Annotated in this window: 26 protein-coding genes and 1 rRNA gene; 11 read left to right on the top strand and 16 right to left on the bottom strand. The window is 52.2% G+C overall.

Annotated elements, in window-relative coordinates; translation table 11 throughout:
- Both H6G13_RS03755 and H6G13_RS03760 read right to left on the bottom strand, forming a co-directional pair.
- Positions 1-75 (bottom strand): 16S ribosomal RNA (locus H6G13_RS03755); the annotation flags it as partial.
- A gap of 374 nt (positions 76-449) precedes the next feature.
- The gene (locus H6G13_RS03760) at positions 450-1,604 is read right to left on the bottom strand and encodes a hypothetical protein (RefSeq protein ID WP_190481848.1); all 1,155 of its coding nucleotides are present in this window, start codon (positions 1,602-1,604) and stop codon (positions 450-452) included.
- A 122-nt stretch (positions 1,605-1,726) separates the two neighbouring features.
- Here H6G13_RS03760 and H6G13_RS03765 point away from each other — a divergent pair, with 122 nt between their 5' ends.
- The 3 genes from H6G13_RS03765 (at position 1,727) to H6G13_RS03775 (ending at position 3,196) form a co-directional block, all read left to right on the top strand.
- Positions 1,727-1,945, top strand: coding sequence for a hypothetical protein (locus H6G13_RS03765; RefSeq protein WP_190481849.1), 219 nt, complete (start codon positions 1,727-1,729; stop codon positions 1,943-1,945).
- Between the two features lie 365 nt (positions 1,946-2,310).
- Positions 2,311-2,583, top strand: a complete 273-nt coding sequence (locus tag H6G13_RS03770; RefSeq protein ID WP_190481850.1) for an Asr1405/Asl0597 family protein — start codon at positions 2,311-2,313, stop codon at positions 2,581-2,583.
- Positions 2,570-3,196 (top strand): (2Fe-2S) ferredoxin domain-containing protein, encoded by a 627-nt coding sequence (locus H6G13_RS03775; RefSeq protein ID WP_190481851.1) that lies wholly within the window; start codon positions 2,570-2,572, stop codon positions 3,194-3,196. Before H6G13_RS03770 ends, H6G13_RS03775 begins: the two co-directional genes overlap by 14 nt.
- Positions 3,197-3,296: 100 nt before the next feature.
- Here the strand turns inward: H6G13_RS03775 and H6G13_RS03780 are convergent, their stop codons facing one another.
- Positions 3,297-3,833, bottom strand: a complete 537-nt coding sequence (locus H6G13_RS03780) for a DNA starvation/stationary phase protection protein (protein WP_190481852.1) — start codon at positions 3,831-3,833, stop codon at positions 3,297-3,299.
- A 656-nt stretch (positions 3,834-4,489) separates the two neighbouring features.
- Between H6G13_RS03780 and H6G13_RS03785 the strand changes: the two genes are divergently transcribed.
- From H6G13_RS03785 to H6G13_RS03805, 5 genes are all read left to right on the top strand, one after another.
- On the top strand, positions 4,490-4,939 hold the full coding sequence (locus H6G13_RS03785; protein ID WP_199305726.1) for a Fur family transcriptional regulator: 450 nt from the start codon (positions 4,490-4,492) through the stop codon (positions 4,937-4,939).
- Positions 4,940-5,564: 625 nt separating this feature from the next.
- Positions 5,565-6,008 (top strand): hypothetical protein, encoded by a 444-nt coding sequence (locus H6G13_RS03790; protein ID WP_190481853.1) that lies wholly within the window; start codon positions 5,565-5,567, stop codon positions 6,006-6,008.
- Positions 6,009-6,370: 362 nt separating this feature from the next.
- Positions 6,371-6,622, top strand: a complete 252-nt coding sequence (locus tag H6G13_RS03795; protein ID WP_190481854.1) for a hypothetical protein — start codon at positions 6,371-6,373, stop codon at positions 6,620-6,622.
- Between the two features lie 390 nt (positions 6,623-7,012).
- Positions 7,013-7,276: a hypothetical protein gene (locus tag H6G13_RS03800; protein ID WP_190481855.1), complete on the top strand. Its 264-nt coding sequence runs from the start codon at positions 7,013-7,015 to the stop codon at positions 7,274-7,276.
- Between the two features lie 137 nt (positions 7,277-7,413).
- Positions 7,414-8,535 (top strand): site-2 protease family protein, encoded by a 1,122-nt coding sequence (locus H6G13_RS03805; protein WP_190481856.1) that lies wholly within the window; start codon positions 7,414-7,416, stop codon positions 8,533-8,535.
- A gap of 85 nt (positions 8,536-8,620) precedes the next feature.
- Here H6G13_RS03805 and H6G13_RS29355 read toward each other — a convergent pair whose 3' ends face one another.
- The 9 genes from H6G13_RS29355 to H6G13_RS03845 form a co-directional block, all read right to left on the bottom strand.
- Entirely contained in the window at positions 8,621-10,501 is a 1,881-nt protein-coding gene (locus tag H6G13_RS29355) for a CheR family methyltransferase (RefSeq protein WP_190481857.1), read from the bottom strand.
- Between the two features lie 90 nt (positions 10,502-10,591).
- A complete protein-coding gene (locus H6G13_RS03815) occupies positions 10,592-11,020 on the bottom strand; it encodes a nuclear transport factor 2 family protein (protein ID WP_190481858.1) in 429 nt (142 codons plus the stop codon).
- A gap of 12 nt (positions 11,021-11,032) precedes the next feature.
- Positions 11,033-11,167, bottom strand: a complete 135-nt coding sequence (locus H6G13_RS29045; RefSeq protein ID WP_277882480.1) for a hypothetical protein — start codon at positions 11,165-11,167, stop codon at positions 11,033-11,035.
- 225 nt (positions 11,168-11,392) lie between these two features.
- Positions 11,393-11,842, bottom strand: coding sequence for a cyanase (gene cynS / locus H6G13_RS03820; protein ID WP_190481859.1), 450 nt, complete (start codon positions 11,840-11,842; stop codon positions 11,393-11,395).
- 78 nt (positions 11,843-11,920) lie between these two features.
- Positions 11,921-12,817, bottom strand: a complete 897-nt coding sequence (locus H6G13_RS03825) for an ABC transporter ATP-binding protein (RefSeq protein WP_190481860.1) — start codon at positions 12,815-12,817, stop codon at positions 11,921-11,923.
- Positions 12,814-13,653 carry a nitrate ABC transporter permease gene (gene ntrB / locus H6G13_RS03830; protein WP_190481861.1) on the bottom strand — a complete coding sequence of 280 codons (840 nt, stop codon included), beginning with the start codon at positions 13,651-13,653 and terminating at the stop codon, positions 12,814-12,816. The genes H6G13_RS03825 and ntrB overlap by 4 nt, the downstream gene beginning before the upstream one ends.
- 9 nt (positions 13,654-13,662) lie before the next feature.
- Positions 13,663-15,243, bottom strand: a complete 1,581-nt coding sequence (locus tag H6G13_RS03835; RefSeq protein ID WP_190481862.1) for an ABC transporter substrate-binding protein — start codon at positions 15,241-15,243, stop codon at positions 13,663-13,665.
- A gap of 402 nt (positions 15,244-15,645) precedes the next feature.
- Positions 15,646-16,002, bottom strand: a complete 357-nt coding sequence (locus H6G13_RS03840) for a hypothetical protein (RefSeq protein ID WP_190481863.1) — start codon at positions 16,000-16,002, stop codon at positions 15,646-15,648.
- Between the two features lie 482 nt (positions 16,003-16,484).
- A complete protein-coding gene (locus H6G13_RS03845) occupies positions 16,485-16,715 on the bottom strand; it encodes a hypothetical protein (RefSeq protein WP_190481864.1) in 231 nt (76 codons plus the stop codon).
- 353 nt (positions 16,716-17,068) lie between these two features.
- Between H6G13_RS03845 and H6G13_RS03850 the strand changes: the two genes are divergently transcribed.
- Positions 17,069-17,638: a transposase gene (locus H6G13_RS03850; RefSeq protein ID WP_190481865.1), complete on the top strand. Its 570-nt coding sequence runs from the start codon at positions 17,069-17,071 to the stop codon at positions 17,636-17,638.
- Between the two features lie 56 nt (positions 17,639-17,694).
- On the opposite strand, the gene H6G13_RS03855 is transcribed toward H6G13_RS03850, so the two are convergent.
- Both H6G13_RS03855 and H6G13_RS03860 read right to left on the bottom strand, forming a co-directional pair.
- Positions 17,695-18,744, bottom strand: a complete 1,050-nt coding sequence (locus tag H6G13_RS03855) for an S-layer homology domain-containing protein (protein WP_190481866.1) — start codon at positions 18,742-18,744, stop codon at positions 17,695-17,697.
- Positions 18,745-19,004: 260 nt separating this feature from the next.
- A complete protein-coding gene (locus H6G13_RS03860; RefSeq protein ID WP_190481867.1) occupies positions 19,005-20,528 on the bottom strand; it encodes a serine/threonine-protein kinase in 1,524 nt (507 codons plus the stop codon).
- Between the two features lie 495 nt (positions 20,529-21,023).
- Here H6G13_RS03860 and H6G13_RS03865 point away from each other — a divergent pair, with 495 nt between their 5' ends.
- A complete protein-coding gene (locus H6G13_RS03865; RefSeq protein WP_190481868.1) occupies positions 21,024-21,350 on the top strand; it encodes a hypothetical protein in 327 nt (108 codons plus the stop codon).
- A gap of 152 nt (positions 21,351-21,502) precedes the next feature.
- Here the strand turns inward: H6G13_RS03865 and H6G13_RS03870 are convergent, their stop codons facing one another.
- Positions 21,503-22,279 carry a response regulator gene (locus H6G13_RS03870; protein ID WP_190481869.1) on the bottom strand — a complete coding sequence of 259 codons (777 nt, stop codon included), beginning with the start codon at positions 22,277-22,279 and terminating at the stop codon, positions 21,503-21,505.
- Positions 22,280-22,559: 280 nt separating this feature from the next.
- On the opposite strand from H6G13_RS03870, the gene H6G13_RS03875 reads away from it, so the two are divergent.
- Positions 22,560-24,293: an ATP-binding protein gene (locus H6G13_RS03875; RefSeq protein ID WP_242028140.1), complete on the top strand. Its 1,734-nt coding sequence runs from the start codon at positions 22,560-22,562 to the stop codon at positions 24,291-24,293.
- Here H6G13_RS03875 and H6G13_RS03880 read toward each other — a convergent pair.
- Positions 24,275-25,546, bottom strand: a complete 1,272-nt coding sequence (locus tag H6G13_RS03880) for a hypothetical protein (RefSeq protein WP_242028141.1) — start codon at positions 25,544-25,546, stop codon at positions 24,275-24,277. The genes H6G13_RS03875 and H6G13_RS03880 overlap by 19 nt on opposite strands.
- Positions 25,547-25,665: the final 119 nt, after the last annotated feature.

The following is a 25,665-nucleotide window of genomic DNA, read 5'->3' on the forward strand; positions in this document are numbered from 1 at the left end:
AGCATTCCGTTCGACTTGCATGTGTTAAGCACGCCGCCAGCGTTCATCCTGAGCCAGGATCAAACTCTCCATAATAGAAAATTCGAACCAGATGCTCTCATCCGGTTAACTCTCGCTTTGACCTAAGTCAAAACTCATTCTTAATTGACGAGAATTAATAAACTGGCTTCCAAACTTATTCTCTTGTCTAGGTTCCGCGTTTCTTAAGTGCACTCCTTCATCTTACCCTGACAATACTCTTACTTTTTAGGTAAGTAGCCGTACTAACTTCGGGTATTTGCCCTACAGTTAGCGTAGCTATATTTATCAGTGCGCTAGATGTGGGGGTGCCTCTCTTGAGCGCTTTACCAATGTACCAAGCCGAAGAGGGTTTGACAACCCCTTTGGCAAAAAATATTTTTACCGTTGCTTGCAGTACGCTCATGACATTCGTACTACAGGGCTTATGGCTATGGAGCAGGCGTCGCAAAGGTGTCCCAATTTTGGATGGCCCGCTGAAGCTGCCTAGGCAATTGGGCTGTGATCGCATCATCGTACTGGGTCATGCTGTATCGACCAAACAGCATCGTTACCGTGAAATGGTCAGCAGTTCCTGCCGGGGCAGAGTAGCGTAAACCCTCGAAACGATCGATCTGGGCAGCCTGCATTTGCTGGACAAAGGCATTCACCTCCTCCGGGGAAACTTGTCGCAGCAGTACAGGCGAAGAGCTTGCGCTACCCGAGTGGGGATAACGAACAAGACGACCATCCTGGAACAGAACGGTTTTCTCAGTGTGTCCGGCAATGCCACCGCTTTTAGTAACGGTCACTAGAGCTTCTGGATCAACTTCATTTTCTAAAGGACGAGCCCCTGCTTCAATGAAATCGGGAATGACTGTAGCATCCTTAATCTGGCTAGCTACTTCGTTCAGACGAATCTCGGTGCCGTCTTGATTGGTGTGGTAGACCCACACATGTTGGGGCGCGGTGACGACAACCCGCCAGCCTGGAATGGCAATCATAGTGCACATGGAATCAGCGGAAGGAGGTAGCCCAAAGCAACCGTCCCAAGTGCGGGGTTCTGCAGCAAGAATATTTAACTGCTCTAAGGGCAGTCCAGAAGTCTGTATGATTTCGTCTAGCACCCGACTGGCAGTTAGGCGAGGTAGCAGGTTGCTATCCGTGGGCTCTTCTTCAATCACTCGGGCGGCCGCATCAGTGCGATAAACGCGAATCACATCGCCATGGGACACCTCAACTCGCCAGCCACGAGTTTGGACTGCAGCACACAGAGCCACTGGATTGGGAATACCTAGGCAACCATCTGGCCAAATTTCGGCGCTGGCTTGAATAATGTTGAAACCTTGAAGGGGTAGCCTAGTGTCTTGAGCAGCACGACGGATCACCCGGTTACGCACTAAGGGTGGTACTTGCGCCTCGGAGCGGTTTGCCCGGACGTTTCTGGCTTCGAATACGGTCTGGGTAGCAAGATCGCTCTGTAGTGGACTCTGGTGAGCCAGTGTAGAAGCTTGACTAACGATACCCCCTGAAATCACAGCGGCAAGCAGACCCAGGGTAGCCAAGCGGGAGTGGCTTAAGTTAGCTATGAATTTGAAGCGTGACATAGTAATCCTTAACGTGGATCAGTGGTGGTAAGTGAGGTGACCCATCTCCTATCAGCCTAATTAGGCAGGAGACTTTCTTTAGAACGGTTACAAAAACTGAGACGGGTAGCAGAAATATTGATATGGACTACTTTGTGCTGTGGGCCCTTGGCTTTGGCATTTTCTGGCTAGGGTTGCGGTTTGATGATGAGGTGCTTGTAATTGTTTCGGCACTGGTGGGTTCGATCCTTGTTATCTGGGGATTGACCTCTGCACCACTGCCGCTGCAGCTATTTGTTGAGGTCAGCTGTGTGGTGGCGCTTTCCTTCGTTTGTATGCGCTGCATTGAGCGCGGGAGCTAGGGTTTGCCCTGAGGACAGAGGAAGGGATAGGAGCCGACCTTTAGAAGCACACCGCCTAAAGGCCAGGGCAACATTGCCCTAAAGTTTGTCTTTAAGAAGCTTCTTATTGAAAATCTATTGCAACAGAGACGGAAAATCAGGTATGGTTTTGAGTAGAAATCCCAATGTGGATTTACTTCCTACATTGGCCTGACAGCCCATCTTTTTTCCATCAGCCAAAGGATTCTGGCTTTTTCAGAAGGCCAACTGGGCATTTTAAGTGAGAACACATTTCTGAAGTAGCTAACTTGCTTTCGGAATTATTCTTACTGAAGCTGGTGGTTAAGGTAGTCTCTTTTCCCGTTTACCTCAGACAGTCTTGAGATATGAAATCTGTAGAACCTGATTACGTACTGAGCGACATCCTCGAGTTTGACCGAATTGACCGCTGGAACATTTACAACCGTCTGCAGCAGCTGGCAATTTCCAGTCACTGCGCTACTGGTAAACCTCTACAGGTCAAGATAAGCACTGCTGGTGACGCTATTCAGCTGTGGAGCGTTATTCGTCAATGTACGGCTCCTCGGCAGGTCAATGTGGATTATCTGGAAGACTGTTGGCACCTCAGAGTAGGACAGAGCCGTGATGCTGCTGCATGAGGAGCGATCAATCAATGGAAAGCAAGCGGCGACTCTACCTCAAGGACACATTCTCAAAGGGCGATACAGTGATGTGTTGCGATCTGAAAAGGGCAAGGTGAAAGGTATTCGGCTACAAACCTCAGATCAGGAGTATGCCGTTAAACTGCCCAAGTACCTTCGGCCCATGCTGGTGCGAGAGCTAGAGTTAGGGGCATTCATTCAAGTTTGGGCTTACCCAGATGGGGTAGCTTGGGATGCCGTAAACATTCTGCCGCTGCCGCCCAGTGAGGTAGATGCCTTAGGCTTAGGTGCCTTGCCAACCCAGGCAAGCCAGATGAGATCTTCTCGCACCTGCGTTCAAGTATGTCGTAAGGGGAGCTGCTGTAAGCGGGGGAGTGGCGAGCTTTGGCGGGCGCTACAGCAGGAGGTTGAAACCAATCCGGAGTTTCAGGAAGTAGATCTGGAGGCAACGGGCTGTCTTAAAGCCTGCAAGCAAGGGCCTAACCTACGCCTTCCCTCTACAGGAGAGGTGATTAGCTGGGCTAGCCCTAAAGATGCCCCTGCTGTTCTCGCCCACATTAGCAAGCTAGCGAGGCAAAGAACTCAGTATGGACTTTGCGAAATTAAGTAATCGATTAGAAATGATTAGAAGGCCAAATGGCCCTACAGTTTGTAGAAAACTGTAGGGCCACAAAGACCAGAAAACTCAGGGAGACTACTAGCGCTAATCACTACCAGCCCAATTTGAGGCTGTCCCGAGTCAGGAAATGCTGCAGGTGATAGGCCCGCTCCTCAGTCTTCAGCAAAATCTTTTCATAGAGGTAGCGAGTAGCCCGGTCTCCCATGCTCTCAGCCTGAGCAGCCGAGCGTCGCAGCATTTCAACAACAGCCTGCTCTGCCTTGAGATCGTGCTCAATCATTAAGCGGGCGCGGAAAGCATCATCAGACTCCTGCTCGAAGCAGCAAAGCTCGGCTAGCTTGCTAAAGGTCAGAGCAGGAATGCCGCCTAATCCATGCAAACGCTCTCCGACCTCATGGGCGTGTTCTTGAACTTCTGCGTAACTTTCAGCAAAGTACTCATGCAGCATGTAGTACTCAGAACCTTCAACCACAAAATGGTGTTTCTGATATTGCAAATAGAGTGCAAGGAAGCTGGCGTAGGCAGCACTGAGTCCTTCACAAATCGGTTCGGTTACCGACTTTTCCAGCAGAATTGGATTATCTGCGATCTCTCCATAAGACTGGATTAAGGTTTCGGTAATAGGCATTTTACTTTCCTTTGACAGCAATCGGTAGATGAGTGTTAAGCGTATCAAAACGGCTTTGTTTTGAGCTTACCTCTAATCCTTAGTTTTGGCTAAAAGCCTTCTATCACAAGAAGAATTTGCAATCATTAAGTCAGGGGTCGATAAATTGTAGTTGATAATTGATTGCGATAAGTTAGCTACTTTAGCTTGAAGAAGTAATACACATTTCTAATAGTTTTTGCCTTGCTTTGCTAGAAAGATGAGCAAGCTGAAGACTGAATAGTTAATCAGAGCCTGCGTTGGGGTAGACGGGCTCTATTTCTCCTCAGCAGAAGAGGAATAACTTGGATGCAGGAGTACTCATGGACAGTTGACCCAAGCAGGTACTCGTGGGTGAGGTGCAAAGAGATGACGTGAGGCTAGGGGTGCCCGTCAGCCAGTTTTTAGCCCCAACAGCCCTAATTTCAGCAGATTCGATAAATGAGAACTCGAATGGGTTCATTCTCTTATTGAGAATGATTGCAAATACCCATGAAATCCTCTATCTTTGTAAAGGATTTTACTTGAGAGGCTTTTTCAATAGAACTCAGTGGTTGTCTTGGGTGTCATCCGAGAGGTCTGCTGCCAGTTTTGTTGGCCTCACCGCCAAGCTAGTATTCATGAGACTGCAGAAGCCCATGGCAGAAGCACACCAGAACGAGAAGATGTTGAAAGCACTGCTGAATCAGGAAGGGTTTCGCCTTACTAGCCAGCGTCAGAAAATTTTGGATCTGTTTAAGGCCTGCAGCGAAGGCCAGCATCTGAGTGCTGAAGAAATTCATCAGCAGTTGAGCTATCAGGGTGAAACCATTAGTCCCTCGACCGTGTACCGCACAATCCACGTCATGGTGGGACTTGGGCTTTTGCGGGAGCTGGAGCTAGCAGAAGGGAGGAAATACTATGAACTTAATGCCCCTTTTTTAAACCAGCATCACCATCTGGTGTGTGTGCAGTGCGGAGCAGTCACAGAGTTTGAAGAAAACATGATGGCTCAAGTCGGGGCAAGTCAAGCAGAGATCCGAGGCTATGCCCTTTTGGACTGTCAGTTCACGATTTATGGTGTTTGCCCCAACTGCTACAGAGCCTAGTGCAGTATTGCAGGGAAAAAAATTAACTACTGAGAATCGATTCTAATAACTTGTTGAAGCAGACTGCAGCAGCTTTCTCCATATTAGAATTTATTCCTATTTAATCAATCATGAAGTCACTCGTCGGGATCCAAAGTTTCCCTTAACATCTTGGGTCTTCTACCTTTCAGAGGTTGAACTTGATTCTGTTACAGATTCTCCTGTCTCCGGTTAGATGTACATCGCTACAGCAAGTACGACAATGCCGTCTAGGGTTACCGATGCAAGCCTCTGATTGCACCTGGCTGGAGTTCCTGGCTCACAGAGATTACAAGCGGAAGCAGAAACCTTAAGTTTTTTGGAGCCGCATTTATTTTCAGCAAAACAGACGAGCTAGCGTTTAACACCTCATTTTCCCCTGGCTCTGGTTGGGGGATTTTTGTAGGTGTAAAAACTTTCATTTCACAGCTATTCAGTCAAGATGCTAGAGCTCGTTCTCTAAAGAGGCATTAACCTGCTAAGTAACTTGAACATGAACGATTTTGGCTTCTCGCTGCAGCTGCTGCCCGGATTGATCTCCGTTACCAAAGCTCACCACCAAGCAGGCCAGCAGCCCGACAATATCTGTGGACCTTATTGAGTAGCCGTGCTGTTGCAAACTGACAAAACAGCGTCGGTGCGATCGCAATCCTTCCCCATCACCCCTGAGCAGGTTGGTCAAGTGGCCGGATCTGTTTTGCCGGTTGGCGATCCGGCTACCTGGCTGCCTGCAGGAGCCTCCTCTCGTCAGGACTACTGCCTAACCTTGCCTACCACCGAAAACCCGCAGAACGCAGACACCTCAGCCCAAGGTTTAGTGCAGGCAGCCACCCAAATCACGCAGGGAAAGTATGGCCTGCTGCCAGTTCAAATAGACTGGATCGGAGAACGGGTGCTAGAGATTTTGCAGCTCTGCCTGGAGCATCCCCAATGGAGTGCAGTGCCGCTAGCTAATCTCAGAACCGAGCACCTCTGGGGCTTACGCTCAGCATGTAGCCCTGCACCACCCACTATCATTGAAGCCGTATCGAGCGCCAGGGTACCGCCATAGAAGTTTAGCCCCTTGCGGGTGTAGCCTTCGACTTTGTCAATGGGTACTACCTTGAGGCGAGAGACACCATGTAGGCCGGGCATCTCAAATCGGACATACTCAACGCCCTGCTCTTTTAGGCAGAGCCCCTGAGCGCATTTCATAGGCGTAGAGGAGGAGAGCGCTCGACTTAGAATTTTTTAACGGCCCGCTTCAACGGTCGTATTTCGTTGACTTGAACTTTTCCTCAGCCTATTGAGTCATTTTTCTTGAAGACAAGCCCTATAGCAGTAGGCGATCTAGTCCAGAAGGCATAGTGTGTGAGTATGAGTGCTTATTCGAAAATAGAAGTGCTCAAATATAGATCCTCAATAAAGGTTTGTATGATCGAATTTGGAAAAAAGACCCGGCAGTTCACGACTTCACCCATTGCTAACCTAGCCACAACCTTTTGTGAGCTGGCTGCTCAAAGAAGCGCCAAGCGTCTGGATATCGTCATGAAAGAGGCTCTGAGCCGACTGGCCTCTCATCAAATTTCAGTCGCTATTACTCAAGCTGTTAGCCAGTTAGAAAAAGACGGCCAGAAAGATAGCGCGAGCTGGCTGCAGTCATCCTGGCAGCAGTATCGGCTGTAGCCGAGGATTGTCTATAGCTTGTGGGGAGACAGCGAGTGCTGGAAAAAGCATGTCCTGGCAATAAGTTTGCACCCAGATAAATGAGGCTCCTTTGAAGCTCAAAGGATAGGGAAGAAGCTTTTGTCCAGTGTGTTTTAGCCCAGGCAGCGACAAAAAATATAGCCCGTATCGACTCTACCGACTGAAAGCGGGGTTTGGGTGATAAGTAGGTACTGATGGCAAAGCTGCGACGCGGGTGACCGCTGCGGTTGCGCCTCAATCAGTGCCGAAAACTGTTTTGCCAAAAAATAGGGACGCAGGTAGAAGGAGAAGATTGGGGTGGGGCTTTGGGGTCTGGGCGATAGGAGCTGCAGATGCGAGATTTGAGGAGACCCCCTTAAAGAGCCTGCTATGGACATCAGCGATATCCAGTTCTTGACGAGTAGCGCAATCTATAGAGAATTGGCGTTGCGATCGCAAGAGTTTCTAACCTATCGGGCCTATCCTGAAGGCTCGGAGCTGCGCCAGTTATCAGAAGATACCTTTTTCAATTTAGCCGTCGAGTACATTACTCAGACGGGGGTGCCCCGATCGCAGGCAGAGCAGTTTTGCAATAATCCTGACCAGCTGACGGAGCTAGCGCTAAGGGTTCGCTCCATCCTGGGAGCAGGCTAGCCGGGGTAAAGACCGTACTGAGGCTGCCGGAATTTACCCCTCTGGAATTATGAAAACCTACTTAACAGTTCGTTACGATCTAACAAGTTACGGAAAGCAGGGCAGCGACCCCTATTTCCCCAAAAGAGGTGCCCGGTATGAACGGCAATTTGAAAGTCGGCAATTTATTTGGGATTCCGTTTTACGTGAATCTGTCCTGGTTTTTGGTGCTGGCCCTAGTGACCTGGAACTACGGTCGAGAGCTAGCCTTTGCGTTTCCGGCCCTGGGTAGCGCTACTCCTTGGCTGCTGGGGTTAATGGCGGCACTGCTGCTGTTTGCTTCGGTCTTGGCCCACGAGTTGGGTCACAGCTTTGCAGCGCGGCGGCAGGGAATTGGGGTGAACTCGATTACGCTGTTTCTATTTGGTGGGCTGGCCGCTTTAGAAAAAGAATCGACCACGCCTAGGGGAGCCTTTGAGGTTGCGATCGCAGGCCCACTCGTCAGCTTTATCCTGTTTGGCCTGTTTACCCTGGTCAACCTGGTGCTGCCGCTGACCGGACCTTTCGCCGCCATTGTAAGCCTGCTGGGCTACATCAACCTAGCTCTGGGTGTGTTTAACCTGATCCCTGGCCTGCCGCTAGATGGCGGTAACGTGCTCAAGGCTGCTGTTTGGCAGATCACGGGCAACCCCTACAAAGCTACTCGCATTGCCAGCCGCTCAGGTCAGTTGATTGGTTGGGTAGCCATCATCTCAGGTCTAGGATCGGTGCTGGGCTTATTCCCCTTCGGCAGCATCTGGAACCTGCTAATTGGTTTCTTCCTGCTACAAAATGCTAACCGTTCAGGTCAGTTTGCCACTGTGCAAGAGCGACTAGATGGCCTGACTGCTGAAGATGCTGTAGCTGCTACCAGCCCAGTAGTCGCCGCCGACGCCACCCTTAGAGAGTTTGCCGAAACCGTGTTTCTAGCAGGCACCAGCCAGTGGCAGAAATTCTTGGTGGTCAACGCCGAAGGGCAGCTTGCAGGCACCCTAAAAGTAGACGCCCTGCAGCGCGTCTCTCGTGATCTCTGGGCCGATACAGCCGTGGGCGACATCATGGAGCCTGAAACAATGACCACTGTAGAGTCGGACCAGTCTTTGCTCGACGTGGTTAAAGTGCTGGAGCAAAACCGTCTGCAGGCACTGCCCGTCATTGGTGAAAATGGTGTGCTAGTCGGGTTGTTAGAAAAGGCTTCGATTCAGTCGCTGGTGCAGCGCACTCAACCCAACCCTGCTTAACCCCACACTGTAGAGACACGCTAAATTTTGTCTCTACACTCCACCCTAAATCCATGCGATTAAACCCTGGCCTCGGTTAGGGTTTTTATTTATGAGGATTGGTTGTAGGACTGCTTTCAAGGCATTCCTCCATGAGCAAAATGCCGCCTATCACCTGCTGCTGGCCATCGATTAGAGGGGTGCAGGTAACGCGGCAGCAGATGTTGCGCCCTAAGCGGTTAACTGCATTTAATACGACTTCATAAGAGGTGCTTTTAGCCCCATTTAGGCAGGCTCGAATAGGCTGCCTAAACTGCTCAGTGGGCAGGCCAATCTCCAGGTTGAGGAAGTTTTGGCCCAAGGCTTCTTCAGGCTGCAGCCCCCATAGGTCTTTGGCCTTGTCGTTCCAGATGCGAATCAGCAGGTCGCGGTTGACGACGACCACACCGCCTTTGAGACTAGCCATAATCGACTCCAAAAAGGCGTTGCTCTGGTTTAACTCTTCGCTGCGGCGCTGCAGCTCCTCATTGACAGTCTGCAGCTCTTCGTTGGCCGACTGCAGCTCCTCATTCATCGTCTCCAGTTCCTCGTTGGTAGACTGGAGTTCTTCATTGGTGGTCTCCAGTTCTTCATTGCTGGACTGAAGTTCTTCGTTGGTCGTCTCTAGCTCTTCGTTGGTGGACTGGAGTTCTTCATAGGCCATCTCCAACTCTTGATTGGAGTGCTCTAGCTCTTCCTGCAAACGCTTGTAGCGCGAAACATCAATGAAGGTAATGCTAGTTCCTAAAACAACGTTGCCGGTTTCCATCAGGGGCATTACCTGCACGTCCATGTAAACAGTTTCACCGGGCGTAATCTGCCACTCCACATCACGCAGATTGATCGTGCGTCGTTCAGAATAGGCTTGCTCTATACAAGAGCGCAGCTCAACTGGGCGGTAAGACATCTCCAGGTCTTGAAAGAGGCGACCCACATCTCGCGTAGTGAGGTTAAACATCTTTCTACCTCGCTCATTGACAGAGCGCAGTTGGCCGCTGCTGTCAATGATGATTCGCGCTAGCGGGCCAGTTTCAAAAGTTGTCTCTAGCATCCGCATGTAGGTAGAAAGGACGCTAACATCCTCTTTACCGCCAGACTGTGCTATGAGGGTCATGCGATCGCGTAGATTCAGCCGAGGTACTTTGCTAAAAACCCGACACTTGAGATTGACTGGGGAAAAGGTTTGGGTATGGGTCATCAGCATCTCAGCTTTGCCCAAGAACAAAAAGCCATTGTCCCGCAGGGCAAAGTTAAACCGCGTCAAAATCTGATTTTGCGTCTCAGCATTGAAATACATCAAGGTGTTGCGGCACACCAGTAGATCAACTCTAGAAATAGGCGCATCTTGAATCAAATCATGGCGACCAAAAATTACCGACCGTCTCAGGTCTTTGTGAAAGGTATAGCGGTTGTCGGTCAGATCAAAAAACTGGCTGATCTGATCTGCGGAAAGCCCAGCTAGCTGTCGCTCTTGGTAGCTAGCTTGACGAGCCTGGTTGAGTGCCTCTTCATCGACATCGGTAGCATAAATCTTGACCCGCTGCCGAAACTGCTCGACACCCAGTGTTTCCGCCAGCAAAATAGCCAGGGTATACGCCTCTTCGCCAGAGGCACAGCCCGCACTCCAAAGGCGAATAGGCTCCTTCTCATCCTTGCGGCTGAGAATAAGGGGCAGCACGTCACTTCTGATATAGTCCCAAGCACTGGGATCGCGAAAAAACGAAGTGACGTTGATCAGCAGGGTATTAAACAGCTGATTAAATTCTTCCGGGTGAACCTCTAGATAGTCAACGTAGTCGCTAAAGGTCTTGATATTGACCATCTGCATCCGTCTGTTGACCCGGCGCATTAAGCTAGAGCGCTTGTAGCCTGTAAAGTCAAAGCCCCGACTTCGCTTGAGATGGTTAAGAAGGGCTTCAAACTCAAGGTCTTCAGGAGGATTGGTCACCACTTTATTCCAGCTTGGCCTGAACTAATCTAACCCAAGTTGGAGGGCCTAGGGGACAGGGAGACGTGAGGAACGTGTCCCCCCTTTCTGCTACACCGGGCGTTCCCAGCGAAACTTGCGCTCCGACTCCTGAATGGGCAAGTCGTTGATGCTGGCTTCGCGGCGCTGCATTAGACCGTTTGGGGCAAATTCCCACTGCTCGTTGCCGTAGGCGCGATACCACTGGCCCGATTCGTCGTGCCACTCGTATTCAAATTTGACTGAGATGCGGTTTTCGGTGTAGCTCCAGAGTTCTTTTTTGAGGCGGTAGTCTAGCTCTTTTTTCCACTTGCGAATGAGGAACTCGCGAATGTTGTCTCGACCTGAGAAGAACTCTGAGCGGTTGCGCCAGACGGAGTCGGGGGTGTAAGCCAGCGATACTTTTTCTGGGTCGCGGCTGTTCCAGGCATCTTCGGCGGCTTGAATTTTGGCCTTGGCCGTTTCTAGGGTAAACGGGGGCAGGGGCGGCTTGAATTCCATGGGAAAGGTTGCTCAGAAAAGACGGTGGATGATGGTAAAGCCTCCCTCTAGCACCTGCCAGAGCCCGATAAAGGCCAGTACTAGGGTGATGAACTGGAGCCAGTTGGTGCGGGGAGGGGTGGTGGTAGGGAGAGGTTGGCGTTTCATGGGGAAGGGGGGGGAGATGGGGAGGGGGGAGGAGATGGGGAGGGGGGAGGAGATGGGGGAGATGGGGAGAGGGTACAGGAGGCTTTTGTAGGATGGGCAAAGGGCGATAGCCCGTGCCCATCTTTTAGCGGTTTGGGCTGTGATGGGCACGCTTTGCTTTGCCCATCCTACGGGATCTTGTTAGGTCTACTGTGGGGAGCGGGTGCGGAGGTTATGAATCGGCTGCTACCACTTTTTGTAGGGGAGGAACTTGCCGTTCATGATGACTTTGACGCGATCGCCTTTGGGGTCTTCTTCTTTTTCGACATCCAGAGTGAAGTCGATGGCGCTCATGATGCCATCGCCGAATTTCTCGTGGATGACGGCTTTCATGGGCATGCCGTAGACCTGCATGATTTCGTAGAAGCGGTAGATCAGAGGGTCAGTAGGCACTAGAGGGCCAAGGCCCTTAACAGGCGATTCGGTGAGCTCGGGGGCGATGTCTGCACTGAGGCCTAGGGCTGTGACTAGGGCGGTGGCTTCTTCCATTGAGGCGCTGGCCTGGCGGTAGATGACAGAGGCGATCCAGACTTCGTCGCGGCCTAGCTTTTGCTCTAGGTCAGCGAAGGTGATGCCGGTGGCTTCTTTGGCGGTCAGCAGTTTTTTGGTGATTTCGGAAACTTCGGTTGTAGGCATGGGAGATTCCTCCAGTATTAGGTTTGGGGGTGTTGGGTCGTGCTTTGCTTGACTCAACCTATGGAGATGAATGTGGAACTAGCTGACAGAGGCGGGCTTGCGGATGCGGGACTCTTCTACGGCGCGGGTTTCGCGGGTGAGGTGCAGCTCCATCTCGGCTTTGAGGGTGTGGTAGGCGGGGTGCTCGTCTAGGCTTTCTCGGTGACGGGGTCGGGGAAAGGGCACATCAAGGATCTGGGCGATTTGGGCGGCGGGGCCACGGGTCATCATCACGATTTTGTCGGAGAGCAGCAGGGCTTCTTCAATGCTGTGGGTAATTAAAATCACCGTTTTGCGCTGCTGCTCCCAGATCCGCTCGACTTCGTCTTGTAGAAAGCCTCGGGTGAGGGCATCGAGTGCGCCAAAGGGTTCGTCCATCAACAAGATTTGGGGGTTGATGGCAAGGGAGCGGGCAATGCCGACTCGCTGCTTCATACCGCCCGATAGCTCGTGGGGATGCCGGCTTTCGGCCCCGGTGAGGCCGACTAGGTCGATGTATTCTTGCGCGATCGCATTTTGGCGAGCCGTCGAGAGCTTAGGATTGACGGTTTCAATCGCAAACCGAATGTTTTCGGCTACGGTCATCCACGGCATCAGTGCGTAGTTTTGGAAGACCACGCCTCGGTCGGGGCCAGGCCCAGTAATGAGGTTGCCGCCGATGGCCACTGCCCCGGTTGTGGGCTGAGATAGCCCTGCGATGATGTTGAGCAGGGTGGACTTGCCGCAGCCCGAAGGGCCAATGATGGAGACAAACGTGTTGGGTTCGATCTCCAGGTTGATGTCTTCTAGGGCAATGTAGTCGATAGAGGCGCGGCGGGTGGCCTTGCTCAGCCAGTCTTTTTTGCCGGGGTAGACCTTAGAGACGTTGTGGATAGACAGGTGAGCACTAGAGGACATGGCAGCCGCAGGTTGAGACTTTGAGAGATAGGTGGTCATAGCTGTCGTCCAAACGAGACCCAGGCTTGCAGCAAACCAAAGAGGCGATCGAGCACCAGACCGACCAGGCCAATCACCAAAATGGCGACAATAATGCTGGTGATCTTGAGGTTGTTCCACTCGTTCCAGACAAAGTAGCCAATGCCAGAGCCGCCCACCAAGATCTCAGCCGCCACGATGACTAGCCAGGCGATGCCAATGCTAATGCGTAGGCCCGACACAATGTAGGGAGCCGCCGCAGGCAAGATCACCTTAGTCAACGTGCGCCAGCGAGAGGCTCCCAGGGTGCGCGACACGTCTAGGTAAGACTGGTCAACGTTGTGGACGCCAAATTTGGTGTTAATTAGCGTCGGCCAGATGCTGGTGATAGCGATGACAAAGAGAGCCGTTTTCTCTGAGTTTTTTAGCAGGGCTAGGCCTAGGGGCAGCCAGGCCAAGGGCGACACCGGCTTGAGGATCTGAATAAAGGGATCTACAGCCCGCGAGGTTACTTCAGAGAGGCCAATGACAATACCTAGGGGAATTGCGATCGCACTGCCAATCGCAAACCCCAGGAGCACCCGACGCAAGCTAGTCAGCAGCAGCCAGCCAATGCCCTTATCGTTGGGGCCGTAGTCAAAGAAGGGGTCGGAAACCCACCACCAAAAGTCCTTCAGGGTTTCACTGGCGGTAGGCATCAGCTGCGAGAAGACACCCATGCGAGCGCCAACTTCCCAAACTAGCAGCAGCCCGCCCAGCAGCAGCAGAAAGAGCAGAAATGCCCTTTGGTTAATGTTGAGCGTAAACGGTTTGGGTTTGGCCTCAACTGCGGTCGGCTGCAAGACTTGGTTGGTCATGATAGCCTCCTACACTTTATACTGCTTGATTTGTTCGTCGATATAGGTGGCCGGATCAGCAGGGTCGAACTGGTCAAACTTGAGGTTCTCGACCCGCTCAGCATCGCTAGGCGGGCTTTGGCCCAGCTCTTTTTGCAGCTCTGCTGCCAGATCGGTGAGGAAAATGTCTTGAGCGATCTGGTCGTAGTTAGCCGTTTCGGTAGGCATCATGTCCCACCGCACTAGCTGGGCTGAGATCCACTTGGCAAAGCTTTTCCAGGGGTAGGGGTCAAAGCCGATACGGTCGGGCACGTTCAGCGTGTTGCCTTGGCCATCGTCAAAGGTGCCGGTGAGCACCGCTTCTACCACAGGCAAAGGCTGGTTGAGGTACTGCCGCTCGATTAGGGCAGCGGCGATTTCTTTGCGGTTGGCCGCATCGTCGGCGTAGCCTGCCGCATCGACGATGGCTTTATTCACCGCCCGGAAGGTGTTGGGGTTGGTGTCGATCCACTCCTGGCTGGCGGCAAAGGCGCAGCAGGGGTGCCCGTCCCAGAGATCCTTAGTCAGCATGTGGATGTAGCCCACGCCTTCGTAAACGGCCCGCTGGTTAAAGGGGTCGGGCATCAGCATGGCGTCGATTTCGCCTGCGGTCATCTTGGCAACGCTGTCTGGGGGCGGCACCGCAAAAATTTGCACGTCGGTATCGGGGTCGATGCCGCCAGTCGCCAGATAGTAGCGGATCAGCAGGTTGTGCATGGAGTAGGGGAAGGGCACCCCAATCTTGAAGCCCCGGAAGTCTTCTGGCCCCTGCACGTTGCCCTGGTGCTTAGACGCCACGGTGATGGCCTGACCGTTGATGTTCTCAATGCTGGCTAGCTTGATCGGGAAGGCCGCAGAGCCTAGCCCCATCGTGATTGCAATCGGCATGGGCGAGAGCATATGGTAGGCATCTAGCTCACCTGCGATCGCAGAGTCGCGCACCGCTGCCCAGTTAGGCATTTTCACCACCGAGACGTTGAGGCCATGCTTTTCGTAAAAGCCCAGCGGCTCAGACATTACAATCGGCGTGGCGCAGGTAATAGGAATAAAGCCGATTCTGAGGTCGGTTTTTTCTAGGTTGGTGGCGCTGGCCCCTGCAACAGAAGCATCGGTAGTCGGCGCTTCGCTGGTTTGCTGGCCGCAGCTCGCCATTGCGACGAGAGCTCCGGCGACCGCTACTTTTTTAAGAAATTCGCGGCGGCTAAAGTCGCTGTTGCGAATGGTGTTGCTAAAAAACTCCGTGGCATTGACGCCAAAGGCAGCAGCCATTGCCTGATCCAAACCGCCCGCTTCTTTGATCAGCGCCCGACAAAAAGCCTCGCGGGCCGGGTTGCCGCCGCCAATTTGTTGCAGCAACAGGGCTTCCCGCATTTCAACCTGAGTCAGGTTTTGAGCCAGATCCAGAGCCTGAGGTCGGTATACCCCCATTTTGATCAGGTCGTTGACCCAATCAGCAGGGTCTTGGGGCATGCTTTCCAAAAACTCCCAATGGTCCTGGGGGAAGTGGTTTCCGCCGCAGGCACATCGAACCTCTGAAGCTGTTGGAAACGATGATTTAAGTGAAATTGACATGACAGAGACTTACCTGAATGAAGGCTCTCAACTAATAGATAGGGGCGCGATATTAAGCGCAGGCTGGTAGATCAGCAGTTGCGATTTGCACTGTTCAAAAACTCATGGGAGCACCTTAACAGGGTCGCTGAGAAGATACATTGGATCTTTTTTCGAAAGAGTAGGATTTTTTTTAGATTCTGTCTAAATCCAGCACTTAAACGCAGGGGAAAAGGCTTTATGAATAGATTTAAGATATTTGTTGTAGCTATTGCGACAAAACCGCGCTTTTTTCTAGGAGATAAAGATAAGCCCCGCGACTTGATGTGTAGTCACGGGGCTTTAATGAGAAGAATTTGTTCTGACAGTTGCTATACAAATAGCTGAAGGAATGTGGCCGCAAACGGCATATCTTTCAGTAGCCTATGCAACAGTACTTGTCTTACGAGTAGGGCGTTTGCGTTCGCTTTTGCGAGTGCCGCCTGCCATCTCATATTCATAGCTGTCTTTGCCATATTTGGCAGCGACGGCAATCAGCATGCGCTCAGACAGGGTGCCAAGCTGCTTTTCGGTATCTTGGACGGTGCTACCTGCGCGATCTACAAAAGACAGAGATTCGTTGTAGGTAATGAGGTGGGAGCGTAGGGTGTCAATTAATAACAAATAGCTTTCTAGGGTCAGTCCGCCGCCTAGGTCAAGCTGGGGATTAATGGCCTTTAATCCAGCGGAACGGCGTTCGGCTTTTTCGAGAGCAGATGAACTGCGTTTTTGTCTGGTCACTGTAGTGCACCAAGAGTTGTTTTACTTTTTCAAAGTGGCATACCCAAAACAGGACTGTAACTGATATTTATGCGGGGTTTGTTTGTGCTCGGTGTGGGTCTGTTTTCCGTATATATGCGGTTAAGTGAATGACGCGTTCTGATGGTTTAGAGAATAACCGGGCTGTTTCTTAGGAAAAAGAAGCCGTTTGTTGAAAATGGGAGGACAAATTCAAGGAACGCCGTGACGAATTCAACGATCGTCGCGATGAATTCGATGATCGTCGCGATGAATTCAAGGAATGGGAGGTCATTCATAAGAAACGCTTTAACGTTCTAAATAAAAATGAAAGCGTTTCTTATGAATGGGGCGATCAATTCAATAAACGTCGCGGCGGATTCAACAAACGCCGCGACGAATTCAATGTGTGAGGGCTTGAACAGCAAAAAAGAAGATAGAGGAATAGATCAGTTACAGGCCTATTCCTCCATCCTCCTCACGATCTAGTTCTGCTTGCGGGTCATCAGGCTAATGTACTCCCCACCTCTACCAGTGGGGATGGGGTCGAGCCAGGAGATGCGATCGCAATAGTGCAGCACCGCCATGCGGTTGATCGCCTCAATGACGGCAGCATAGTCGCCCAGCAAGATATGGCAGAGCTTTTCGGGCTGGTAAGAAGGGAGTTGGAAGTTTGAGGCGGTGTTGTCACTGTCTCCTGAGGATGATTGAAACATACGGTTCACTCCGTTTTCGGTAAAGAAAACGGGGAACTTACTAGCTGTCTCTCATGAAGGTGTTACCAAAGACGCTAGATCCTAGAATGATTCCAGGTCGTCTCCAGCTTACCTATCCTAAGTTGGGATGATTTAGGGGATTTGAGAAGCGGCAACTTCTCTCTTCCCCGCCTAGAACCATTCCCCGCAAGAAAATCTTATAGGATGCGGCAGGGGAGTTCAACCGTATTCTGGGAATCTTAGCGCAGAGGGTAGAGAAGCCCGGTTTCTTCAAGAAACCGGGCTTCTTGGCTATTAGGGTTCTCTCCTGAGAGTAGGGAACTCTAGACCTGAAAGCTTTGGGAATGATTAGAATGCCGCGTCGTCAGGTAGATTTTGTGCCAGGACACCACTACCATCTCTACAACCGTGGCAATAATCGTCAAAATATTTTCTTTGAACGAGAAAATTACCTGTATTTCTTGCAGCAGTTTCGACGCTACCTAGTCGAGGATACGTTGGATGTGTTGGCTTACTGCTTAATGCCAAACCACTACCATTTCTTGGTGCGGCTGCGATCGCAAACCCTATCGCAACAGATGCAAGCCTTTTCGCTGTCTTATACCAAAGCCATAAATCGCCGCTATGGACGTTGTGGCTCTCTATTCCAAGGCAGATTTCGCTCAATTCATGTGAATTGCGATCGCTATTTGCTCTACCTGTCTCGCTATATCCATCTAAACCCAGTAGCCGCAGGCTTTGTAGAAGCCCCTGAAGCGTGGGAATTTTCCAGTTATCGGGAGTATGTGGAACTTCGCCAAGGAACGCTACCCAAGCTGAACCCCATTCGTCAGGATGTAGGTACTGCCGAGGATTACCAGGCTTTTGTCCTAGCAAATGCCGTACGTCTGCCCAAGCTCAGCCACCTCATGCTCGATGAGTAATCGCGAGAACCCTGAGAAGCCCGGTTTCTTGAAGAAACCGGGCTTCTCTCCCTAGCTTAGTAGCTGAGGCACCACAGGTCGCGTGCGATCGCAGCGGCAGCATAGCCACGCGTTGCCGGAGCATTGGGCGCAAACCGCGTCCCCTCACCATTCATCGGTTCCGCCGCGCGGCAGTTCTCCGACATCACAGCAATCTCCTTAGCCGCCCAGTGACCCCGCGTATCCGAAAACGCAAAGGTAGGCTCCAAATTCGAAGCATCCCGGCCATCCCAGCGCCGCAGCTCAACCAGGTAAACGTCCATCTTCAGCAGCAAAGACATCAGCTCAGCCCGCGTCACCGGCTGCTCAGGGCGAAAGCTGCCATCTGAGTAGCCTTGAATCAACCCCAACCCTTTCAAATATTGAATGGCACGCGCACTCCGGCGATTTGCCGCCACATCCCTAAAGGGAGCCGTTCCCAGCTCGTTAGGCAGAGGGGGGAGCTGTGCCGTTGCCTCCATCGCCGCATCCGCAGGCGACAGCGGAACCAGCTGCATCGCCTGCACAATGGCAACGGCCAGCTCTTCCCGAGTGATGGGCCTGTTGGGGTAAAACCGATTTTCCTCCGGAGACTCAACCAAAATGCCCTGGCTCGTAACATTAGCAATTTCAGGAGCATAGCGGCCATCAATATCGGTGTATTGCGGCACCTCAGACGGGGTTTCCTGGCGGACTCCCTGGCCACTGGCATCCGTGCGATAAACCCAGCTCGCGCTCCCATCGGTAATAGTTACCCGCCAACCCGGCGTGATCGCCATGAGGCAGCTTTCTGCCGGGCCACCTAAGCCCAAGCAGCCATCTGACCACTCCATTGCGGTAGCGCTGACCACTTCAAGACTGTCTTGGGACCGATCCTGCTCCTCGGCAACCTGTTCAAGAATGCGAGCTTGCACACCTTCGGGCAAACGCTCGGCTTGGGCCAGAGAATCCTCAGCCATAGATGGCTCTGCAAAGACCGAAGACTGACTTGGGTTGACCGCCAAATTGCGAATGCTAAAGCCAGGTTGCACCGCCCCGCCCAGCATTGCCACCGCAGCCGCAATCGAAACCAATGCTATTCGATACATGGGTAAACTCCTTCCACACAGTTCAATCGAGGATGTTGCCGCTTCCTCGAAACGCAAGGTTTGAAGTGATTTAGGGGAGATGCTCCAGAAGGGCTTCAGCCGCTGAAGAGACCATTTCGCATTGCCCCAGCACAAATCAAAAACCTTTTAGGCACACCCCAATTCTCCCTGGCCGATAAAGCTCATTGCTGGTGGTTACGGGAACTGAAACAGGTTTCTAGTATCGGTTTTGGCAGTTTTCCTTCTCTTTCTCATTCTGCCTATCGCTGTTCCTCTTCTCTTACCTGTTCTGCCTGTCGCTGTTCTTCCCCGGCTCGTTCTTGTTTTCGGCCCACTTCCTCGCTAGCTTCAGAAACAGATTCTGATGAATTTGGTTGCACCTCATTAGGTACCTCAGAAGGCCTAACCAATGGCTCTGGTAGGGGTGGCGGCTCAACTGGTAGAGCTGGGTCTACAGGGCTAGGAGGAGGGATAGGGGGAGTGGGCTCTTCAGGTGGGGGGGTGGGCTCTTCACTGGGCTGCTCGACCGCTGTTGGGTCGGTAGTGGTGTCAGGTTCGGTAACGGCTTCTGGTGTGGGTGTCGGTATGGGTGTGGGTGTAGGTATGGCCGTGGGCGTAGGTGTTAGCGTGGGCGTAGATGTCGGTCTGGGTGTTGGCGTGGGTGTGGGCGTAGGCGTGGGCATAGGTGTGGATGTAGATGGAGCGGTTTGATTGCGCCATTGTCCATACCCTACCCCCAGTACCAATGGGACCAATACGCTCATAGCAACCGCTCCAGGCAGCCACCAAGAAAAGCGCGATTTACCGTGTGGCTGCGGAGAGGTTGAGTTTCTTGTGCCTAGTTCAGAGACAGCGCGTGGGGCAGGCACCGTCGCATTCCCAAAAGATGCCGGAACTGTAGGCCGATACCCTGGCGCAACGACAACGGTGCGAACTTGGCTGAGGGGCGCAGACTCAACTCCAGAGTTATGAGAGGAAACGGGCAATAGCGCTAGCCAGTCTCTCACCTGCTGGGGCCGATCATGAGGCTCTACAGCCATACCTCGCATGACTGCGGCACTCACGCCTGGGCTCACCGCTGGCACAATCTCGTGGGGCAACCGTAGAGGAACCCGGTCCCGCAAAATAGCAGCAGTGGGAACTTGGGCAGTCAGCAAGGTATAAAGAGTAGCCGCAAGACCATAGACATCGGTGGCTGGTGAGCGCTGAGCTTGCTGGAGGTACTGCTCAATCGGGGCATAGCCCTCCGACACAATGTGGGTATGGGTTTGGACAACGCCTGGGGTAAATTCTCTAGCAATGCCGAAGTCAATCAGCATGACCCGCTGAGTTTCGGGCTGCAAAATCAGGTTCTGAGGCTTGATATCCCGATGCAGTAAGCCCGCCCGGTGGATTGCCTCAGCAGCTTCGCCAACTTGACGAATGCAGGAAAGGGCATGGGCTTCGGGCAGCGGTCGATTGGGCTGAACCAGCGTGTCTAGGGTCTGGCCGGGAATATAGTCCATCACGATGTAGGGCAGGTCATCTTCTGTAAAGAAATCAACGACCCGCACAATATTCGGATGGAAGCACCTAGCTAGCCGTCTGGCTTCATCTTGAAACTGCCTCTGGTGCGCCAGAAATTGAGGCTCTTGGCGTAAAGCATCGTTGACAGTCTTAATGACAACGTCCTGCGTCAGCACATTGTTTCTAGCTTTGTAGGTGATACCAAAGCCACCACGGCCCAGCTCCTGGTCAATGGTGTACTTCCCCTGCTGCAGAGATTTACCGGTAAGAGAGCTCATAGATTACATCCCTCTTTAGTCGCGCTTGCTAGAGAATAGCGGAAATGTTGAAAATTCGTTAAAACCTATCGAGTTATTAACGGAAAAACCATCTTAACAGGGGTGAACCTACCCTTCCTTCAGAATGACTAAAGAGGGTTGTATAGAGCTAATTTCACGTTTTATGTTCCCTAATCGTGGGCCAAGATGGCTCTTCCTTCCAGTAGGGGGTTCTCTGTGCCACAAATGAGCGCCGTAGAGCGGGCACTGCTGAGAGAAAGTCCTACAATTTGCATTACACATTGAGAGCAATGCTTCACCAAGCATCAAATTAGTAGGCATTGGTTCAATCTTGGGAGGTAGAAAGTAAGGCTCAAGAGCAATGTCTACCTTACCCTTCTACCCTAGAGGGTAGTGCCTACCCTAGCACTGTCTATTTAATCTAACGGCCGATATAGGCACCGCCATACAATGCAGCATTAGCATTAATTTTCAGCCGTAATTTAGATAGAGCAAATGACATCTCAATTAAACCGTGATCTAGAGCAACTTCAAACGAAAGAAGCCACACTGTTTGATCGCACCTTTCGAGACAGTAAAGGCAACATCGTTATAGCGCAGATGCCAAACCTGCCAGTTCTGGTGGGGTTGACAGCAGCCTTTCTTCAATTCGTGCTCCCTACTGGCAACCTTCAGACAGCGGCAGCACTGGTTGCGTTCGGCGCTTTATTTACTTGGGCATGGCAAGAACTTTTTGAGGGAGTCAACTACTTCCGTCGAGCACTCGGCTTGATTTCGTTAGTAGGCGTCATTGCGCTAGGATTTAGCTTCGTGGGAGTATAGATTCCCCTGAAGAAAACTCACAAAAAATAGCTCAGCCCCGTAGTTGGGTTGAAACCTACGGGCTGAGCCAAATAGAAATGGAGAGCCGATGTTGACAGCGGGAAGTTAGAGATGCGATCGCAACTCCACCTAGAGCTTTAAAGATAGTCGCCCTACCCTGCTGCCGCTAGGCCTTCTGCTTCTGCTACCCGCCACGCCTGCGGCGACACCTCATGCATCTGCCGAAACTGGCGGGTGAAGTAGCTTACGTCGCCATAGCCCACGGCATTAGCAATTTGATTCACCGGCTGGGCTGTTGTCGTTAGCAAAAGCCGCGCCTGTGCCATCCGCCTGTCAATAATCCACCGCTTCACCGTGCGGCCCGTCTCTGTCTGCACTAGGTTTGTTAAATAAGCTGCAGAATACCCCGCTGCCTGCGCCACATCCGTGAGGCTAATCGGCTGATGGTAATGCGCCTCGATAAAGCGAAACACTGGGGCCAGCTTTGGACTGTCAGGAAAAATGCTGATAGCCGCTGCTGGGGTCAAATCCGACTTCTCACGGTACCAGCGCCTTAGAACCTCCTGCCGCTCCAGACGAGTTGTGACTGCCGAAAGAAACTGCTCCACCGTACAGGGTTTTGTGAGGTAGTCATCTGCCCCCAATGCCATGCCCTGACGCAGATCAGCCATCGTTACCTTAGCTGTCAAAAAGATAAAGGGAATAGCTGCTGTTGCCACATCTTGGCGCAGTGTAGAGAGCACCTGATAGCCATCTAAATCCGGCATCATAATATCGCAAACAATCAAGTCAGGAAGCGTGCTTTGCGCCAGCTCAATACCCTCAATGCCGCTATCGGCCGCCAGCGCCGCAAACCCTTCAAAGGTTAAACAGCGAGAAAAAATCTCCCGCGTTTGGGTCTCATCTTCAATCACCAAAACTTGTTTCATGGGAAAATTCTCAGGCACACCAGCAGATAAACCACAGCAAAGAGACCGCCCCTTCCTAGGGCGTGGTTGCTGATTCTAAAGTTTTTTCCTACTTCCTTTGATAGGCTTTTTGGGGTAAGGTTTGTGGTGTAAGAGACTACAGTCTTCTTCTCAGCAGTTGCCTGCATTGCTCAAAAACTCATCTAGGCAAAGGCAGCTTTTCTCAGAAGAATTCATGCCGCTTCCTGTTGTCTGTTTTTCAAACATTCAAGCAATAGAGTTCTCTTAAGTCATTTTGGCTATGCGGCAATACTACTGGTTGTCTCGCGACCTGTCTGAGGCACTGCCCGCTCAACCCAGCGGATCAGGCAGTTATGGCAGCTTCGACTCGACTCTGATTTCGGTCAGCACCCTGCGGTCGGCTCTGGTACTCGAAAACGGCACCCTACCCCAGCACAGCACCTACCAAGACCTAGCCAACTTTTTTCATGCCCATCCCAACGCCACTGGGGTTCTGGTAATCTTTGCCGATCCGTCCCTGGCTGCTCAGCCTATTGGCGTAATTTCGCGGCACCGCTTCTTGACCTGGCAGCTCCAGCAGCAGCGGTGGCTAGAGGCCCTAAGCTCACCCCTAGAAACCATTCCTCTCTGGTGGCAAGAGACTCAAAGCTACCTGCTGATTGACCCACAAATGCCGCTGCAGGATGTCATTTCCCTAATCCTGGAGCGCAACCCCAGCAGCCTGCACGAGCCGTTGGTGCTGCGGGAACCAGAAGGGGCGAGCATAGTAGATACCAGCCGCCTGTTTGCTGCCTATACCCGTTTGGCCCGTTCAGAACAGGCTACTCTCACTGATCCGGATGTAGAAAATTTGCGGCGACAGCACCAGCTCATCCTCAACGCCATTGGGGAAGGGGTTTACGGCGTTGATTTACAGGGGCTCGCCACCTTCGTCAACCCGGCAGCCACCCAGATGATTGGCTGGGAAGCTGCGGAGCTAATCGGCCAGTCGATGCACAAGGTGCTGCACCACTCCCACCCCGACCGCAGCCCCTACCCCCGCGAGCAGTGCCCGATCTATGCCGCCTTTCAAGACGGCATTATTCACCGCGTTTCAGAAGAAGTCTTTTGGCGCAAAGACGGCACCAGCTTTCCGGTTGAATATCTCAGTACGCCCATGCGGGATGAGCAGGGCAACCTGATCGGGGCGGTGGTGACGTTTCGCGATATCACTCAGCGCAAGTGGGCCGAAGCGGTTTTGCAGCGCACCAATGAGGAGCTAGAGCAGCGGGTACGCGATCGCACTGTCGAACTGCGCCAGGCCAATGAGCAGCTCAAGGAACTGAGTGAGTTGCGATCGCGCGTCGTCTCGATGGTCTGCCACGAGTTTCGCAACCCGCTCAACAACATCCTGCTGTCGGTATCGTCGATGGGCCGCTACAGCGACCAACTTACTCCTGATCAAAAAGAAAAATACCTGCTGGGCATCACCGACAACGTCGAGCGCATGACCCAAATGATCGACGCCATTTTGCTAATCGGCAAAGTCGAAACTAAAGGCATTGAGGTGCGACCCAGCTCCTTTGACCTAGTAGCTTTCTGCCGAGACTTAGCAGCAGAGCTAGAGCCCGAACCAGAGCATCGCCGCATTCAGTTTGCCTGTCGCTCCAAGCAGTTGCCCGTCACTCTCGACAAGCAAATGCTGCGCTCCATCTTGACCAATATCCTATCCAACTCCATCCGCTACTCCCCTGCCCACAGCCCCATCCAGTTTCGGATCTCCAAGCGCAACCAGCACGCCACCTTTCAGATCAAAGACCAAGGCATCGGCATTCCCCCAGAAGACTTGCCCTATCTGTTTGAACCCTTTCACCGAGGCCGCAACGTCAGCAACATCGCCGGAACCGGCTTAGGGCTAAACATCGTTAAGCGATTCCTAGACCTACAGCACGGCACCGTTAAGGTAGACAGCCAGGTCGGCAGCGGCACTACATTTACGATCACCCTACCCATTCATCAAGGAGTTGCTAGGTAGGAGAAGCCCCCAAAGTTGGAAATAAGCGCAATGTTGGTGTGCTCTAGAGTCTCCACCAGCCAGGGCACTTCCTTGCAGTGCTTTTGCTCATGCAGATTAAACAGCACCGAAAAACACCGCTCTAGCCAGGGCCTAGCCATGGAGCAAAACAGCACCACTCGCAGCAACAGCCCCACCGTTAGGGTATGGCCGATGTCGTTGAGCAGGTAGCGGAAGGTACGAAATTCCGGGCGTTTGTTTAGCGGTCGATCGACCACTAGGTAGTTCAAAATTTTCCGGCAGGTCTCTACCAAAATAAAGTCGTTGAGCCGCTGATCGTCAAAGTCCGACAGAGTATCGCGCAGGTAGGTGCGAAGCTGCCGCGTGAAGTGATTGTCGGCATACTTGGGTTCGATCGCGGCGATCGGCTGGATCAGGTATTCTACAAACTCGTCTTTAAAGTCGCGGAAAGAGCGAGTAGTTTTGCTGAAAGTCACAAACCAAGAGGCCCAGTCCTTTTGGGTGCGATGACCATCAAACTTGCCCGTATAGTGGTTCAGGGCATCGCTAAGGGTGTGGTCGTTTAGCAACGTAGGGTTGACGACGCGCGCCTTACGAGAGTGGCCCTGAAGATTGCTCTGGTAGCGAATCAGGTTTAACCGCAGATCCTTTTCGGCTTTGCGGCGTAGGTCAAGGACGTTTTGCTTTTGCTCCTGGCTGCTGTCTTTGGTTAACAGGCTGTTGTCGTAGAGAAAAGGGTAGTGGCGAATGCGCTGCCCCAGCAGTTCTTCTTCTAAGGAAGGAGCCTGATCAGTAGTCTTAGGTTCCAGAAAGAACTGCTTCAGGCGACTTAGAGTAGCGTACTGGTCACTGGTGGTAAAGTCGCGCACCAGCGCCCGAATTTTTTTGCTCTCTAGCGAGTAGGGCATCGCCTCAGGCAAATCTTCAAACACACTGATCAACTCTGGAATAGCCCAATGGTAGCGGGCCTCGGTATACCAAGGGTTGATCAGCGTGTAGCAGCAGCGGTTGAGCGTGTATTTGAACTGGCGATCGGCGTGAGAGCGCTGGGCTAGAGAAGTCAGTGCTGACCAAACTTCCGGATCAGGGTAGCCCAAAGCTTCGACAAACAGCTTACGAAACCGCGCGATTACCTGATCGGGCGGCTCTGATTGGCGAGACTCTTGCCAGTGCTGGTAGAGCACTTCCTCCAACTTGCTGGGAGGTGCACTGGTGTAATTGGACCAGGAATCAATCGAATCCCAGAGGCTCATGGCAATTTCCTGATTGAGTTGGCCTGACTAACTCCAAGCTGCCGAGAATGGTCTGCCCATCCTAAACACCTAAAACCCATAACCGCACAAGCGGTACGGGTAACTGGGTTAAAATGGAT

It is taken from the genome of Pseudanabaena sp. FACHB-2040, from assembly GCF_014696715.1.
Lineage (GTDB): Bacteria > Cyanobacteriota > Cyanobacteriia > Phormidesmidales > Phormidesmidaceae > JACVSF01.